Origin of the sequence: Parabacteroides sp. AF17-3 (genome assembly GCF_003635445.1) — a bacterium.
GTDB lineage: Bacteria > Bacteroidota > Bacteroidia > Bacteroidales > Tannerellaceae > Parabacteroides > Parabacteroides goldsteinii.
Map to the genome: position 1 here is coordinate 543,332 of NZ_QTMM01000001.1, position 15,315 is coordinate 558,646.

The 15,315-nt window shown below is 41.9% G+C and carries 11 protein-coding genes and 1 pseudogene; all 12 read left to right on the forward strand.

From position 1 onward, the window contains the following. Positions 1 to 148: 148 nt before the first annotated feature. The 12 genes and pseudogenes from pckA to DWW91_RS01880 all read left to right on the forward strand — a co-directional run bounded on the left by pckA (position 149) and on the right by DWW91_RS01880 (position 15,315). Positions 149 to 1,756 (forward strand): phosphoenolpyruvate carboxykinase (ATP), encoded by a 1,608-nt coding sequence (gene pckA / locus DWW91_RS01825; protein WP_009860706.1) that lies wholly within the window; start codon positions 149 to 151, stop codon positions 1,754 to 1,756. A 182-nt stretch (positions 1,757 to 1,938) separates the two neighbouring features. Next, a complete protein-coding gene (locus DWW91_RS01830; protein WP_122326761.1) occupies positions 1,939 to 3,042 on the forward strand; it encodes a TlpA disulfide reductase family protein in 1,104 nt (367 codons plus the stop codon). A gap of 38 nt (positions 3,043 to 3,080) precedes the next feature. After that, positions 3,081 to 4,619, forward strand: coding sequence for a YifB family Mg chelatase-like AAA ATPase (locus DWW91_RS01835; RefSeq protein ID WP_122326762.1), 1,539 nt, complete (start codon positions 3,081 to 3,083; stop codon positions 4,617 to 4,619). A gap of 43 nt (positions 4,620 to 4,662) precedes the next feature. Beyond that, positions 4,663 to 6,702, forward strand: a complete 2,040-nt coding sequence (gene metG / locus DWW91_RS01840) for a methionine--tRNA ligase (RefSeq protein WP_122326763.1) — start codon at positions 4,663 to 4,665, stop codon at positions 6,700 to 6,702. 217 nt (positions 6,703 to 6,919) lie between these two features. After that, positions 6,920 to 8,113, forward strand: a complete 1,194-nt coding sequence (locus DWW91_RS01845; RefSeq protein ID WP_199722535.1) for a DegT/DnrJ/EryC1/StrS aminotransferase family protein — start codon at positions 6,920 to 6,922, stop codon at positions 8,111 to 8,113. Beyond that, complete coding sequence (locus DWW91_RS01850; RefSeq protein ID WP_122326764.1) at positions 8,100 to 9,119, forward strand: Gfo/Idh/MocA family protein; 1,020 nt, start codon at positions 8,100 to 8,102, stop codon at positions 9,117 to 9,119. The genes DWW91_RS01845 and DWW91_RS01850 overlap by 14 nt, the downstream gene beginning before the upstream one ends. Positions 9,120 to 9,315: 196 nt before the next feature. Beyond that, complete coding sequence (locus DWW91_RS01855) at positions 9,316 to 10,245, forward strand: UDP-glucuronic acid decarboxylase family protein (protein ID WP_009860713.1); 930 nt, start codon at positions 9,316 to 9,318, stop codon at positions 10,243 to 10,245. Between the two features lie 22 nt (positions 10,246 to 10,267). Beyond that, positions 10,268 to 11,581, forward strand: coding sequence for a UDP-glucose/GDP-mannose dehydrogenase family protein (locus DWW91_RS01860; protein ID WP_009860714.1), 1,314 nt, complete (start codon positions 10,268 to 10,270; stop codon positions 11,579 to 11,581). A 31-nt stretch (positions 11,582 to 11,612) separates the two neighbouring features. Continuing rightward, complete coding sequence (locus DWW91_RS01865; protein WP_122326765.1) at positions 11,613 to 12,155, forward strand: ORF6N domain-containing protein; 543 nt, start codon at positions 11,613 to 11,615, stop codon at positions 12,153 to 12,155. Positions 12,156 to 12,680: 525 nt separating this feature from the next. Continuing rightward, positions 12,681 to 12,965: pseudogene (locus DWW91_RS01870) on the forward strand (BRO family protein); the annotation flags it as partial. Positions 12,966 to 13,032: 67 nt separating this feature from the next. Next, positions 13,033 to 14,469, forward strand: coding sequence for a lipopolysaccharide biosynthesis protein (locus DWW91_RS01875; RefSeq protein ID WP_122326766.1), 1,437 nt, complete (start codon positions 13,033 to 13,035; stop codon positions 14,467 to 14,469). An 18-nt stretch (positions 14,470 to 14,487) separates the two neighbouring features. Beyond that, on the forward strand, positions 14,488 to 15,315 hold the full coding sequence (locus DWW91_RS01880) for a methyltransferase domain-containing protein (RefSeq protein WP_122326767.1): 828 nt from the start codon (positions 14,488 to 14,490) through the stop codon (positions 15,313 to 15,315).

Below are 15,315 nucleotides of genomic sequence, written 5' to 3' on the forward strand. Positions count from 1 at the left end.
TACCAGCTATAAAAAAATGTATTACTTTTGTACCGGTCTTAACAAGGCGCGATAATAGCAAGTTAGATGTAGGTATTGGAGCCCTGTTATTTTAATTTCGCGAGAGAGAAAAGTTATATAAAGTCAATCATTTAAATTATTATCAAGAATGGCTAATTTAGATTTAAGCAAGTACGGAATTACCGGTGTAACAGAAATTTTACACAATCCGTCTTATGATGTTCTGTTCGCAGAAGAAACAAAACCATCTTTGGAAGGTTTTGAAAAAGGTCAGGTAACAGAACTGGGTGCTGTAAACGTAATGACAGGTGTTTACACAGGTCGTTCACCTAAGGATAAATTCTTTGTAAAGAATGAAGCCAGCGAAGACTCAGTATGGTGGACTTCTGAAGAATATAAAAATGATAACAAGCCTTGTACTGAAGAAGCATGGGCTGATCTGAAAGCTAAAGCTGTAAAACAATTGTCAGGCAAACGTCTGTTCGTTGTCGATACATTCTGCGGTGCAAACGAAGCAACTCGTATGAAAGTGCGTTTCATCATGGAAGTAGCTTGGCAGGCACATTTCGTAACTAACATGTTCATCCGTCCGACAGCTGAAGAACTGGCTAACTACGGTGAACCTGATTTCGTATGTTTCAACGCTTCTAAAGCAAAAGTTGACAACTTCAAAGAACTGGGTCTGAACTCTGAAACTGCTACAGTTTTCAACTTGAAGACTAAAGAACAGGTTATCCTGAACACTTGGTACGGTGGTGAAATGAAGAAAGGTATGTTCTCTATCATGAACTACATGAACCCGCTTCGTGGTATCGCTTCTATGCACTGCTCTGCTAACACGGATAAAGAAGGAACTAGTTCAGCTATCTTCTTCGGTCTGTCTGGTACAGGTAAGACTACTTTGTCAACTGACCCGAAACGTCTGTTGATCGGTGATGACGAACACGGATGGGATAACGAAGGTGTATTTAACTACGAAGGTGGTTGCTATGCTAAGGTTATCAACCTGGACAAAGAAAGCGAACCGGATATCTACAACGCTATCAAACGCGATGCTCTGTTGGAAAACGTAACAGTTGCTGCTGACGGTACTATTGACTTCGCAGATAAGAGCGTAACAGAAAATACTCGCGTTTCTTATCCTATCTATCACATTGAAAACATCGTTAAGCCGGTATCTAAAGGTCCGCACGCAAAACAGGTTATTTTCCTGTCTGCTGATGCATTCGGTGTATTGCCTCCGGTATCTATCCTGACTCCGGAACAAACTCAGTACTACTTCCTTTCTGGTTTTACAGCTAAATTGGCAGGTACAGAACGTGGTATCACTGAACCGACTCCTACATTCTCTGCTTGTTTCGGTGCTGCATTCTTGTCATTACACCCGACTAAATACGGTGAAGAACTGGTTAAGAAAATGGAAATGACTGGTGCTAAGGCTTATCTGGTTAACACTGGATGGAATGGTAGCGGTAAGCGTATCTCTATCAAAGATACAAGAGGTATCATCGATGCTATCCTGGATGGCTCTATCGACAAAGCTCCGACTAAGGTTATTCCTTACTTCGACTTCGTTGTTCCGACAGAACTTCCGGGTGTTGATCCGAAAATCCTTGATCCTCGTGACACTTACGCTGATGCTGCTCAGTGGGATGAAAAAGCTAAAGATTTGGCTGCTCGCTTCCAGAAGAACTTCGCTAAGTTCACAGGTAACGAAGCTGGTAAGGCTTTGGTTTCTGCCGGTCCGAAATTGTAATTCAAACGCCGGAGGTAAATCTTACCAAAGGTTAAGAATAATATCATCAAAAAGCGTGGAACATACCGTTCTGCGCTTTTTTTTGTATATCTACATTAATTTTATCATAAATGTTAGTTTGTTTTAAAATCTATTGTTATCTTTACCGCGTATTATCCGTTAATGTGTGGGTTTAAGGTATAATGATAAAACGTTTATTACTGATTTTAGGAGTCGCATTGTTTTTGTCGTCGTGCGGCAAGGACGTCTCTTACCGAATTGAAGGCAAGTTGTCTAATTTGGAAGATGAGACGCTATATGCTGTTTTTGAGAATGACAATTATAAAGTTGTTGATACCATCACTTGCGAGAAACCCGGACAATTCTCCCTGAAACGGAACGAAGGAGACTTCAATACCGTAACGATTTTCTTCGATAATAAAAAAAGCTGGACCACGGCTTACCTGATGAAAGGAGAGAAAGTCACCATAACCGGCGATGCTCTTTATCCGGCTTTGCTTCAGGTGAAAGGCGGACGTGTCAACGACCAGTTGAATTCTTTTCGTAAAAGTGTTACTCCCCTACTGAAGGAGCAGGCAGACCTGATCAAGATATTAACGAATAAAAGCAGTCATACAAATACAACGGAAGAAACTGATATTCCTTCCCGTCTGACGAATGTAAACCATACCCTGAGTGAACGGGCGATGGAATATATACAAGAACATCCGGATGAAGAAGCTTCGGCTGTTTTATTGCAATATTATTTTATGAATCCGGATGATACCCGCAAAATGGATGAATTGCTGGCTGTGTTAAGTCCGAAATTGAAAGATTTTTATCTGATTCGTAAAATGCAGGATTACAGTATGAAAGCACAGCGAACTTCTTTGGGCGCGGAAGCTCCGGGTTTTAATGTAAAGAATGTATATGGACATACTGTGAGTCTGGATTCGTTCCCGCAGCGATATTTGTTACTTGCTTTTACGGCTCCTTGGTGCGATATGTGCCAGACAGAAGATCTGTTTTTGGATAAGGTTGCGATGAAGTACCCGAAAGAGAAAGTCGATATGCTGTTGATCAGTCTCGATGACGACCCGCAGGAGGTACGCAAGTTGTTGGCAAAGGATAGTATCAACTGGAATTTGGTAACCGATTCTGCCGGACAAGCAACAATGCTGGTTGATCTGTATAATGTGAATGCACTTCCTCGCTGTTTTCTGATCGATGAGGAAGGAAAGATCATCATGAAAACGGACAACGGTGTAGAAATAGAACAAACACTTGAAAAACTGGTAGAAAAATGAGATAACGAATTATAAACTTCCAACCAAAATCATTAATTATGTTAGTAAAATCTTATGCCGCCGCGGTGCAGGGCATCTCTGCAACCATTGTCACCATTGAAGTAAATTGTACAAAGGGAATCCAATTCTTTCTGGTAGGTCTTCCCGATGTTGCTGTGCGTGAAAGCCACGAACGTATCATTTCTGCGCTTCAGGTGAGTGGATATAAATTCCCCCGTAATCGAATTGTGATTAATATGGCACCTGCCGATATTCGGAAGGAAGGTTCTGCTTATGATCTGCCACTGGCTGTCGGGATACTGGCAGCCGCCGAGGAATTGGATGCTTCGCGGCTGGATAAGTTTATCCTGATGGGCGAACTATCGTTGGACGGAAGCCTGCAACCGGTAAAAGGCGTGCTCCCTATTGCTATCAAAGCGAGAGAGGAAGGCTTTAAGGGTTTCATACTGCCCAGGCAGAATGCCCGTGAGGCCGCTGTTGTCAATAACCTGGAGGTCTATGGGGCCGATAACATCAAAGAGGTGATCGAATTTATGGGCGGAAAATGCGAACTGGAACAGACTGTTGTTGATACGAGGAAAGAGTTTTATGCCCGTCAGGAGCAATTCGAGTTTGATTTTTCAGATGTACGCGGCCAGGAAAATGTAAAACGAGCTTTGGAAGTCGCAGCGGCAGGAGGCCATAATCTGATTATGATTGGTCCGCCGGGAAGCGGAAAATCAATGTTGGCCAAACGACTGTCCACGATTCTTCCGCCATTCACTTTACACGAATCGTTGGAGACTACTAAGATACATTCCGTGGCCGGAAAGATAGGGATGGAGACTTCCCTGATGGTGCAACGCCCCTTCCGTTCGCCGCATCATACCATTTCAAATGTAGCAATGGTGGGAGGCGGTGCCTATCCTCAACCAGGTGAAGTGAGTCTGGCTCATAACGGCGTATTGTTCCTCGATGAATTACCGGAATTCAACCGGAGTGTTTTGGAGGTGATGCGACAACCGTTGGAAGATCGAAAGATTACTGTTTCTCGTGCCCGTTTCTCGGTCGATTATCCGGCCAGCTTTATGCTGGTTGCCTCGATGAATCCTTGTCCCTGTGGTTATTACAACCATCCGGACAGGGCTTGCCTTTGCCCTCCGGGGGCAGTGCAGAAATATATGAACCGTGTATCCGGCCCGTTGCTCGACCGTATCGACATACAGGTGGAGATTGTACCTGTTCCTTTTGAAAAGATATCCGAACAACGTCCGTCTGAACCCAGTGCTGCTGTTCGTGAACGGGTTGTTAATGCCCGTGCAATTCAGGAAAAACGTTTTGCCGACAACGAAGGTGTATATTGCAATGCACAGATGACCACGCAACTTCTGCATAAATATGCCGTACCCGACGCCGCTTGCCTGTCTCTTCTTAAAACGGCCATGCAACGTCTGAGCCTTTCCGCCCGTGCTTACGACCGTATCCTGAAAGTAGCCCGTACCATTGCCGACCTTGATGCCTCTGAAAAGATAGAAACACGCCATCTTGCCGAAGCCATTAATTACCGGAATCTGGACAGGGAGAGCTGGGGATTGTAAAAATTATTCCGTACCTTTGCCCCTCAAAAAGAGAACACAAGGTATGGAAAAACATTTTAAGAGAACGCTGATAACTACGGCGTTGCCGTATGCGAACGGACCGGTACATATCGGACATCTGGCCGGGGTGTATGTACCGGCCGATATTTATGCCCGCTACCTTCGTCTGAAGGGGGAAGAGGTATTGATGATCGGGGGATCGGACGAACATGGTGTGCCTATTACCCTCCGTGCTAAGAAAGAAGGTGTTACACCGCAGGATGTGGTGGACCGTTTTCATGGCATTATCAAGAAGTCTTTCGAGGAGTTCGGCATCTCGTTCGATATCTACTCACGTACAACTTCGCCTACTCATCGTCAGGTAGCGTCGGACTTTTTCCGTACCCTGTATGAAAAAGGAGAGTTTATCGAGAAGACCAGCGAACAATATTACGACGAGGAAGCCAAACAATTCCTTGCCGACCGTTATATAACCGGTACATGTCCGCATTGCGGTAACGAAAAGGCTTATGGCGACCAGTGCGAAGCCTGCGGTACATCGTTGAATGCTACAGACCTGATCAACCCGAAGTCTGCCATTAGTGGTAGCGAACCGGTGATGAAGGAGACCAAACACTGGTATCTGCCCTTGGATAAGCATGAACCGTTCCTGCGCAAATGGATTCTGGAAGATCATAAAGAATGGAAACCGAATGTGTACGGACAGTGCAAGAGCTGGCTGGACATGGGATTGCAACCGCGTGCCGTAAGCCGCGACCTGGACTGGGGTATCCCTGTTCCGGTAGAAGGAGCGGAAGGCAAAGTGCTTTACGTATGGTTCGATGCCCCGATCGGTTATATCTCCAATACAAAAGAATTACTTCCCGACAGTTGGGAGACCTGGTGGAAAGATCCTGAAACCAAGATGGTACATTTCATCGGAAAGGATAATATCGTGTTCCATTGCATCGTATTCCCAGCCATGTTGAAGGCGGAAGGTACTTTCAATCTGCCGGAGAATGTGCCAGCCAATGAATTTCTGAACCTGGAAGGCGACAAGATCTCTACTTCCCGCAACTGGGCGGTATGGTTGAACGAATATCTGGTGGATATGCCGGGAAAACAGGACGTGTTACGTTATGTCCTGACCGCCAATGCTCCGGAAACAAAAGATAACGACTTTACCTGGAAAGACTTCCAGGCACGCAATAACAACGAGTTGGTTGCCATCCTGGGTAACTTCGTAAACCGTGCTCTGGTGCTGACTGAGAAATATTTCGAAGGAAAAGTGCCGGCAGTAAGCGAACTGACTGACTATGACCGTCAGACTTTGAAAGATTTCGAAGATGTAAAAGCAAATGTGGAACGTCTGCTCGACACCTATCATTTCCGTGATGCCCAGAAAGAAGCCATGAACCTGGCCCGTATCGGTAACAAATACCTAGCAGATACGGAACCCTGGAAGCTGGCAAAGTCAGATATGACTCGTGTGGCAACAATCATGAACATCGCTTTGCAGATCACAGCCAACCTGGCTATTGCTTTCGAACCCTTCTTGCCGTTCAGTATGGAGAAACTCAACAAGATGTTGAATGTAGAACCGTTAGGCTGGAGCCGTCTGGGCGCAACCGATTTGTTGGAAGCCGGACATCAGCTTGGCAAATCCGAACTGCTCTTTGAAAAGATCGAAGACAGTGTGATCGAAGCGCAGGTTCAGAAGTTGCTGGATACAAAGAAAGCGAACGAAGAAGCCAACTATAAAGCGAAACCGATACGCGAAAACATCGCGTTCGATGATTTCACAAAACTGGATATCCGTGTGGGAACGATCCTGGAATGTACAAAGGTGCCTAAGGCCGATAAGTTGTTGCAGTTCCGTATCGATGACGGTCTGGAGAAACGTACGATCGTTTCCGGTATCGCCCAGCATTATGCCCCCGAAGAGTTGGTCGGAAAACAGGTTTGTTTTATTGCCAACCTTGCTCCGCGTAAGTTAAAAGGCATCGTATCGGAAGGTATGATCCTCTCTGCTGAAAACTTCGACGGCAAGTTGTCTGTCATCACTCCGGAAAAGGAAGTGAAACCGGGTAGCGAAGTAAAATAACATAAGATCTCCGGTGCTATGGAACGTAAGAGTGCCGGGAGTATGAATGATAATAGAGCCGGTATTCTTATCTGTAAGAGTCCCGGCTCTCTTATAGGTAAGAGCCCCTAAGCTCTCACTTATCATAGAAAAGAATGTTAAAGGTCTTTTATGCAATAAAAGATTATTTGAAACGTTTTAATCTTCATAAGATAAACAGTGGTATACAATAGGAAAGATGCTTGAAAGACATATACAAATGGTTGACTTGCAAGGTCAGTATCATCGCCTGAAAGAGGAGATAGATACCGCCATGCAAACTGTTATTGAAAGCAGTGCCTTTATCAACGGTCCTCAGGTGAAGGCTTTTGGTGATCATCTGGCTGATTATTTGGATATTCCCTATGTGGTTCCTTGCGGGAACGGTACGGATGCTCTTCAGATCGCTTTGATGGCGTTGCAGTTGCAGCCGGGGGATGAGGTGATTGTTCCGGCATTTACCTATGTGGCGGCTGCCGAGGTGATCGCTTTGCTGGGATTGACTCCTGTGCTGGTGGATGTAGATCCGCGAACCTATAATATCGATCCCCGTAAAATAGAAGAATCTATTTCCCGTAATACCAAGGCAATCATTGTAGTTCACCTGTTCGGACAGTCCTGCGATATGGCTCCGATCCTGAGAATAGCCGGCATGTATCATCTTCATGTGATAGAAGATAATGCGCAGTCTGTTGGTGCGGAGTATACTTTCCCGGATGGGCAGGTGAAGAAAACAGGGACAATGGGCGTTATCGGTACAACTTCGTTTTTCCCATCCAAGCCGCTGGCCTGTTTTGGTGACGGAGGCGCTTTAATAACTTCTGATGAGAGTCTGGCAAAGCGTATCCGTATGATCGCAAATCATGGTCAGGAAGTTAAATATCATCATAAGTTGATAGGATGTAACTCTCGTCTGGATACCCTGCATGCCGCTGTTTTGGATGTGAAGCTGAAGTATATCGACGAGTTTACGAAAGCCCGGCAAGTTGTTGCCGGAAGATATGACGAAGGTTTGGCTTCATGCGAGCAGTTGATTCTTCCGAAGAAGAGTGATTTTTCTACACATGTCTATCATCAATATACGGTTCAGTTGAAACCGGTCGGTGATTATACCGATACGGCAAAACTCCGGGAATCTTTACAGTCTTTTCTTAAAGAGAAAGGCATTCCTTCCATGGTGTATTATCCGTTGCCTTTACAGGCCCAGGATGCCTATAAGTGGATGGCACGTACGCCGGGAAATATGAATGAGGCGGCCCGTCTGAGCCAGTGTGTTTTATCATTACCGATCCATACGGAGATGACAAAGGGAGAGCAGGAGTATATAATTGATGCTATACTTGATTTCTATTCGAATTTAGTGGAAAGTAACAATATAGATGAAAGAAAATAAGATAAAATTCGCTGTAGTCGGTTGTGGTCATATCGGAAAGCGCCATGCCGAGATGGTAACCCGTGATCAAGATGCCGAATTAGTAGCTTTATGCGATATCCGTCCTCGCGAAGAATTGGGAATAGAGGGGTATGAAGTTCCTTTTTTTGCCGGTTTGCAAGAGTTATTGCAGAGTGGTATTCAGATAGATGTCATTAATATCTGTACTCCGAACGGTTTGCATGCGTCTATGGCGGTACAAGCCATCGAAGCCGGTTGTAATGTGGTGATAGAAAAACCGATGGCGTTGACATTGGCTGATGCGGAGAAGGTAGTATATGCTTCTTTGAAATACCGTAAACAGGTATTTTGCGTCATGCAGAACCGCTATTCCCCTCCTTCCGTGTGGATTAAGGATATGATCGACTCTGGCAAGTTGGGTGAAATATACATGGTTCAGTTGAACTGCTATTGGAACCGTGACGAACGTTATTATAAACCCGGTGGCTGGCATGGTGATGCTGCGCTGGACGGCGGAACGCTTTTCACCCAGTTCTCCCATTTTATCGATATCATGTATTGGTTGTTCGGGGATATCTGTAATATCCAGGCCCGTTTTGCCGATTTCAATCATGAGAAACTGACCGCTTTTGAAGACTCCGGCTTTGTGAACTTCAATTTCGTGAACGGAGGAATGGGAAGTCTGAGCTATTCGACTTCTGTGTGGGACAAGAATATGGAAAGCAGCATGCTGATCGTGGCAGAGAATGGCAGCGTAAAGATCGGCGGACAATATATGAACGAAGTGGAATATTGCCATGTGAAGGAGTATGAAATGCCTGAACTGGCTCCAACCAATCCGGGTAATGATTACGGCCCTTACAAGGGATCGGCTCAGAATCATAATTTCGTGATCCGCAATGTGGTCCGTGTCCTTTCCGGCTCCGGTTCGGAATGTATTACAACGAATGTATTAGAAGGTATGAAAGTCGTAGATATAATACAACGTATCTATGCTCAAAAGTAACGATTCTGAATAAGAAATAATGATCGGTAATTTCCATTTTATATAAATAACGATTTTAGAAGGGAAAGAATCCCTTCAAATTCCTATCTTTGTGGAAGTTTTGTCATTTCCGGCATGGGACTGACCAACATTGTTGTGCTCTCATTCTTATGAAAAGGACTGAGATATATAGAAAAACTCAAATTGAACAGATAGCATGAAACAGATTTTAGTTACCGGAGGAGCCGGTTTTATCGGCTCTCATCTTTGCGAACGCCTGCTGAAAGACGGGAACAATGTGATTTGTATGGATAATTATTTTACAGGTCTGAAACAAAACATTGTTCATTTACTGGACAATCCCTATTTTGAGCTGGTTCGCCATGATGTGACATTCCCGTATTATGTAGAGGTCGATGAGATTTATAATCTGGCTTGTCCGGCATCTCCGATACATTACCAGTTCGATCCGGTGAGTACGACTAAAACATCTGTTATCGGTGCCATCAATATGCTTGGGTTGGCTAAACGTACCAAAGCACGTATTCTTCAGGCTTCTACCAGTGAAGTTTATGGTGATCCGATCGTCCATCCCCAGGAAGAAAGTTATTGGGGAAACGTGAATCCGATCGGTTTGCGCAGTTGTTATGATGAGGGCAAACGTTGTGCGGAAACTTTATTCATGGATTATCATCGTCAGAATAAGGTAGATGTCAAGATTATCCGTATTTTCAATACCTATGGTCCCCGTATGCGTCCGGATGACGGCCGGGTTGTTTCCAACTTTATCATGCAGGCGTTGAAAGGCGAAGATATTACTATTTACGGAGATGGAAAGCAAACCCGTAGCTTCCAGTATGTCGACGACCTGGTGGAAGGTATGATTCGTATGATGGCTTCCGAAAACTTTACCGGACCTGTCAATTTGGGAAATCCGAGAGAATTTACCATGCTGGAGTTGGCCGAGTTAGTATTGAAGATGACTAATTCGAAATCAAAAATAATATTTACCCCTCTTCCTTCTGATGATCCGAAACAGCGTAAACCGGATATTACTTTAGCAAAAGAAAAACTGAATGGCTGGGAACCTAAAATCCGTTTGGAAGAAGGTTTGATAGATACAATTAAATATTTCAAGAGCCTTTAATTTTGCATTTTGATTATAAATTATGAAAATAGCGATAGTAGGAACAGGCTATGTCGGCCTGGTTACCGGAACCTGTTTTGCAGAAATGGGGACCGAAGTTTTTTGTGTAGATGTTAACACCGAAAAAATTGAAAACCTTAAAAAGGGGATAATCCCTATCTATGAACCCGGTCTGGAAGATATGGTCCATCGTAACCAGCAGGCCGGAAGATTACACTTTACAACCGATCTTACTGAATGCTTGGACGAAGTGGAAGTTTTGTTCAGTGCCGTAGGTACGCCTCCCGATGAGGATGGTAGCGCCGATTTGAAATACGTGCTTGAGGTAGCCCGTACTGTCGGTCGGAATATGAAGAAACATATTCTGGTCGTAACAAAGAGTACGGTTCCCGTCGGCACGGCAAAGAAAGTACGCCGGGCTATCCAGGAAGAACTGGATAAACGTGGAGTAGAGATCGAGTTCGATGTCGCTTCTAATCCTGAATTTCTGAAGGAAGGAGCAGCGATCAGCGACTTTATGAGTCCGGATCGTGTTGTTGTTGGTGTAGAATCTGAGCGTGCAGAAGAGCTGATGACTCGTCTGTACCGTCCTTTCCTTTTAAACAATTTCCGTGTGATTTTTATGGATGTGCCATCTGCCGAGATGACTAAATATGCTGCGAACGCCATGTTGGCTACCCGTATCAGTTTTATGAACGATATTGCCAACTTGTGTGAGATTATCGGTGCGGATGTAAATATGGTACGTAAAGGTATCGGTTCCGACAATCGTATCGGTAACCGTTTCCTGTATGCCGGTATCGGTTATGGCGGTTCATGTTTTCCTAAAGATGTGAAAGCTTTGATTAATACAGCCAAGCAAAATAATTATCCGATGCGTATCCTCCAGGCAGTCGAGGAAGTAAATGATGAACAGAAATCTCTTTTGTTCCATAAACTCGAAAAGCATTTTAATGGAGACCTGAAAGGTAAACGTATCGCTATCTGGGGACTGGCCTTTAAGCCTGAAACAGACGATATGCGTGAAGCCCCTTCTTTGGTTTTGATAGAAAAACTGTTGGCGGCAGGTTGTGAAGTATATGCTTACGATCCTGTAGCAGTAGAAGAATCAAAACGTCGTATCGGAGATGCGATTCATTATGCAAAAGATATTTATGATGCAGTAGTGGATGCCGATGCCCTGATGCTTGTAACGGAATGGAAAGAGTTCCGTATGCCTTCCTGGTCTGCTATAAAGAAACTGATGGCTACCCCGTTGGTTCTTGATGGCCGTAATATTTATGATATCAAGGAGATGGAGGAGAACGGGTTTGTTTATCATTGCATAGGGAGGTAGAATACATATTGTAAACTAAAATTAATTAACTATGAAAGAAAATGTGATTAGATTCAGTGATGTAGAAAGTTGCATAATTGAATTACGGGATCAAAGAGTTCTGCTTGACAGGGATGTCGCTATGCTTTATGATGTAGAAACAAAAGAAATAAATCAGGCAGTCAAAAATAATCCGGATAAATTTCCTGCCGGATATTTAATCGAATGTAATAAAGTTGAGAAAGCCGAACTGGTCAAAAATTTTGACCGGTTCAATCCTTTAAAACATTCAACAGCTCTTCCGACAGCTTTTACTGAAAAAGGACTTTACATGTTGGCAACAATCCTGAAAAGTAATAAGGCAACGCAGACAACAATCGCAATCGTTGAAGCTTTTGCAAGAATCAAGGAATTGTCCAGAACTGTTTTACAGTTACCTACCGCCGATGAAGCACAGCAGAAAACACTTATGCAGCGCACGAGTGAGTTAATGGCTGACTTATTAGATGATGAACCGAAAGTAACAGATTCGGAAACGAAAATAGAATTGAATCTGGCTGTTTTAAAGTTTAAGCATACGGTGAAAAGAAGATAAGAGTGGTTGGTCATAAAGAAGTTTTTTGAAAAATAACTATCATACTATCATATTTTGTTTGTACTCTTTGATTTACGGGATGTATAACTATGATGGTTGATGAATTTATCTATCATAGAACTATCATAAACTGTCATTACCGTCCTACTCTTCGTTTGTTTTGTGTTAAGTATGGCATTTAATTTGTCAAAGTAGTTATCTTTTTTAGCTAAAACAGGGAGAAAATTTTCCCGGGACCCCTATTTCGACAGTTTTTATACCCCGGTCTGAGTGATGCTGACACCCGGGTGTGGAGATGGTTAAGACCCGGGTGTCAATGAGTTTATATAGTTATATCTTTGAAAATAAGCAATATACTGTTTGAAAAAAGATAGCTGTTTTTATGATAGTATGAGAGGGTAATTTGTTTCTATCATGTATACTGTCATTTGTTGTAATAATTGATTTACAATCGGTGTAATGATGTTGATGATAGTATGACAGTTGTTTTGCAAAATAAATTAAGAATAAATAAAAACCAAGACAATGACTAGGAAAGAAGCTATTAAAATTTTCGAGGAGAAGAAAGTTCGTACTCTTTGGGACGACGAAACGGAAGAATGGTATTTCTCCATAGTAGATGTGGTGAGTGTATTGACAGAGAGTGTAGATGGTCGGAAGTACTGGAATAAGCTCAAACAGAGACTGAAAGCTGAAGGAAGTGAATTGGTGACAAATTGTCACCAACTGAAATTTCCGTCTGCTGCCGGTAAATATTACAAAACTAATGTAGTTACTACCGAGCAACTATTTCGTTTGATTCAATCCATTGGTCATTTCTCCGCTTAATGCAAAAACTGGGTTGAGATTGGATAAAGGTGATGATAGGAAAGAATAAATGGCTGAGGAAACTTTGAAAGATAAAACGGCTAAAGGCCTTTTTTGGGGAGGGATTAGTACATTCTTCCAACAAATAATAGGTATGGTATTTGGGATTGTGATAGCCCGTATACTTAGTCCGGATGACTATGGATTGGTGGCTATGCTTGCTATTTTTAGTGCTATTGCCAATACGATTATGGATAGCGGCTTTACTACGGCGTTGATTAATAAAAAGACTATTCGGCATGAGGACTATAATGCTGTCTTTTGGTTTAGTGCGTTTTGTGGAATCGTTATTTATATGATTTTATTTCTTGCAGCTCCTCTGATTGCCCAATTTTATAATAAACCGGTTCTTCTTAATCTTTCCCGTGTACTATTTTTAAGTTTCTTGATTTCAAGTTTTGGGATAGCACATAATGCTATTTTATTTAAGAAGTTAAAGGTCAAGCAACGCGGTATTATTGATGTCGTAGCTGTATCTGTTTCAGGAGGAGTTGGCTTAATATTTGCATTGCTGGGTTTTGCCTATTGGGGATTAGCTATACAATTAGTTTCTCAATGCTTGGTTGCTACTTTATTGCGTTGGTATTTTTCTGGGTGGAGACCAACCCTTTCTTTTGATCTTTCTCCAATCAAAGAAATGTTTGGATTTAGTTCTAAAATATTATTTAATAATATTTTAGGGCAAGTGAATATGAATATTTTTTCTGTACTGTTGGGTAAATTCTATACAGATACAGATACGGGTTACTATTCACAAGGGAATAAATGGATGGTCTTAGGGAATATGACAATAAGCAATATGATACAGGGGGTGGCACAACCTGTTTTGGTTGAGGTCGCGGATGATAAAGAACGACAGAAGAAAGTTTTTAGAAAAATGTTACGATTTGGTGCTTTTATTTCTTTTCCTGTATTATTGGGACTGGCTTTTGTCGCCAAAGAGTTTATATTACTAACAGTTGGAGAAAAGTGGCTCAATAGTGTTCCTTATCTTCAAATTCTGACTATTGCGTATTCATTTAGTTTTATTACTAATTTATATTGGGCAATACTATTTTCTCATGGCAAGTCGAACATTATACTTTATGTAAGTTCTACTTTTTATGGTCTTAATTTATTATTGGCTTTATTTTTAGCTTCTTATGGGATTTTCCCAATGATAATAGGATGTTCCGCTCTTACTCTTTTATTAAATTTTGGATGGCATTTTTGTGGTAAAAAATATATTGGTATTCAAACAATTGAGTTATTGCGGGATATTTCTCCTTATTTATTACTCGTTTTTTTCTGTTTTTCTATATCTTGGTTTGCAACAATAGGTATTAATAATTTGTATTATTTGCTTACTGCCAAAATTGTTATTGTAGCGGTACTGTATATTTTGATATTGTGGCTAACGAGGTCTGTTGTATTGAGAGAGAGTATTTCTTTTATATTAAAAAAATAAATAGAAATAGCATATTGTATGATTGTAAAATTGTATAGAAAACTTCCTGTAGGATTCAGGTTGATAATTTATAATTGTTTTTTAGGAACCATATTAAATTATATCCGTAATCCACAGGCTCTTAAATATTGTTTCAAGGAACCTCTGATTAAACGGAAGCTGATAGAATTTTTACCGTTGTTTAAGAATAAGAACGGCTTGGAAGTAGGCGGGGGATCTCATATTTTTAGTAAAGAAGGTAATTTGCCGATCTATTCTGTGGCTAATAGGGTAGATGGATGTAACTACTCTTATCAAACGGTTTGGGAGGGTAATTTGAGTCAAGGTACATACAAATACAAAGGTGTAAATTTAGGAACTCAATTCATAGGAGAAGCAACAGAAATAGAAATGATTGTCGGTAAAATGTATGATTTTATCATTTCATCAAATTGCTTAGAGCATGTCGCTAATCCACTCAAAGCCGTTAAAAGTTGGTTGAACGTATTGAATGCAGGTGGATATATCCTTCTTATTTTACCTAATAAAATTTCTAATTTTGATCATAGAAGACCCGATACTTCCTTTTCTCATTTGTTGGAGGACTATGCAAATGATGTGAATGAAAACGATATGACGCATTTCGATGAAATAATAGAATTGCATGATCTGGATAAGGATGTTGTGGGTAATAACAAAGATGTTTTCATAGGACGTTCTATGAAAAATGATGAAAATCGTTGTTTTCATCATCATATTTTTACTGTTAAGCTATTGGAAGAGATTTTCTCATACTTTAATTTGGAGATTATATATTCTCAGGAAGGCTGGGATAATATTTATATACTAGGGCGTAAGTTGAAATAA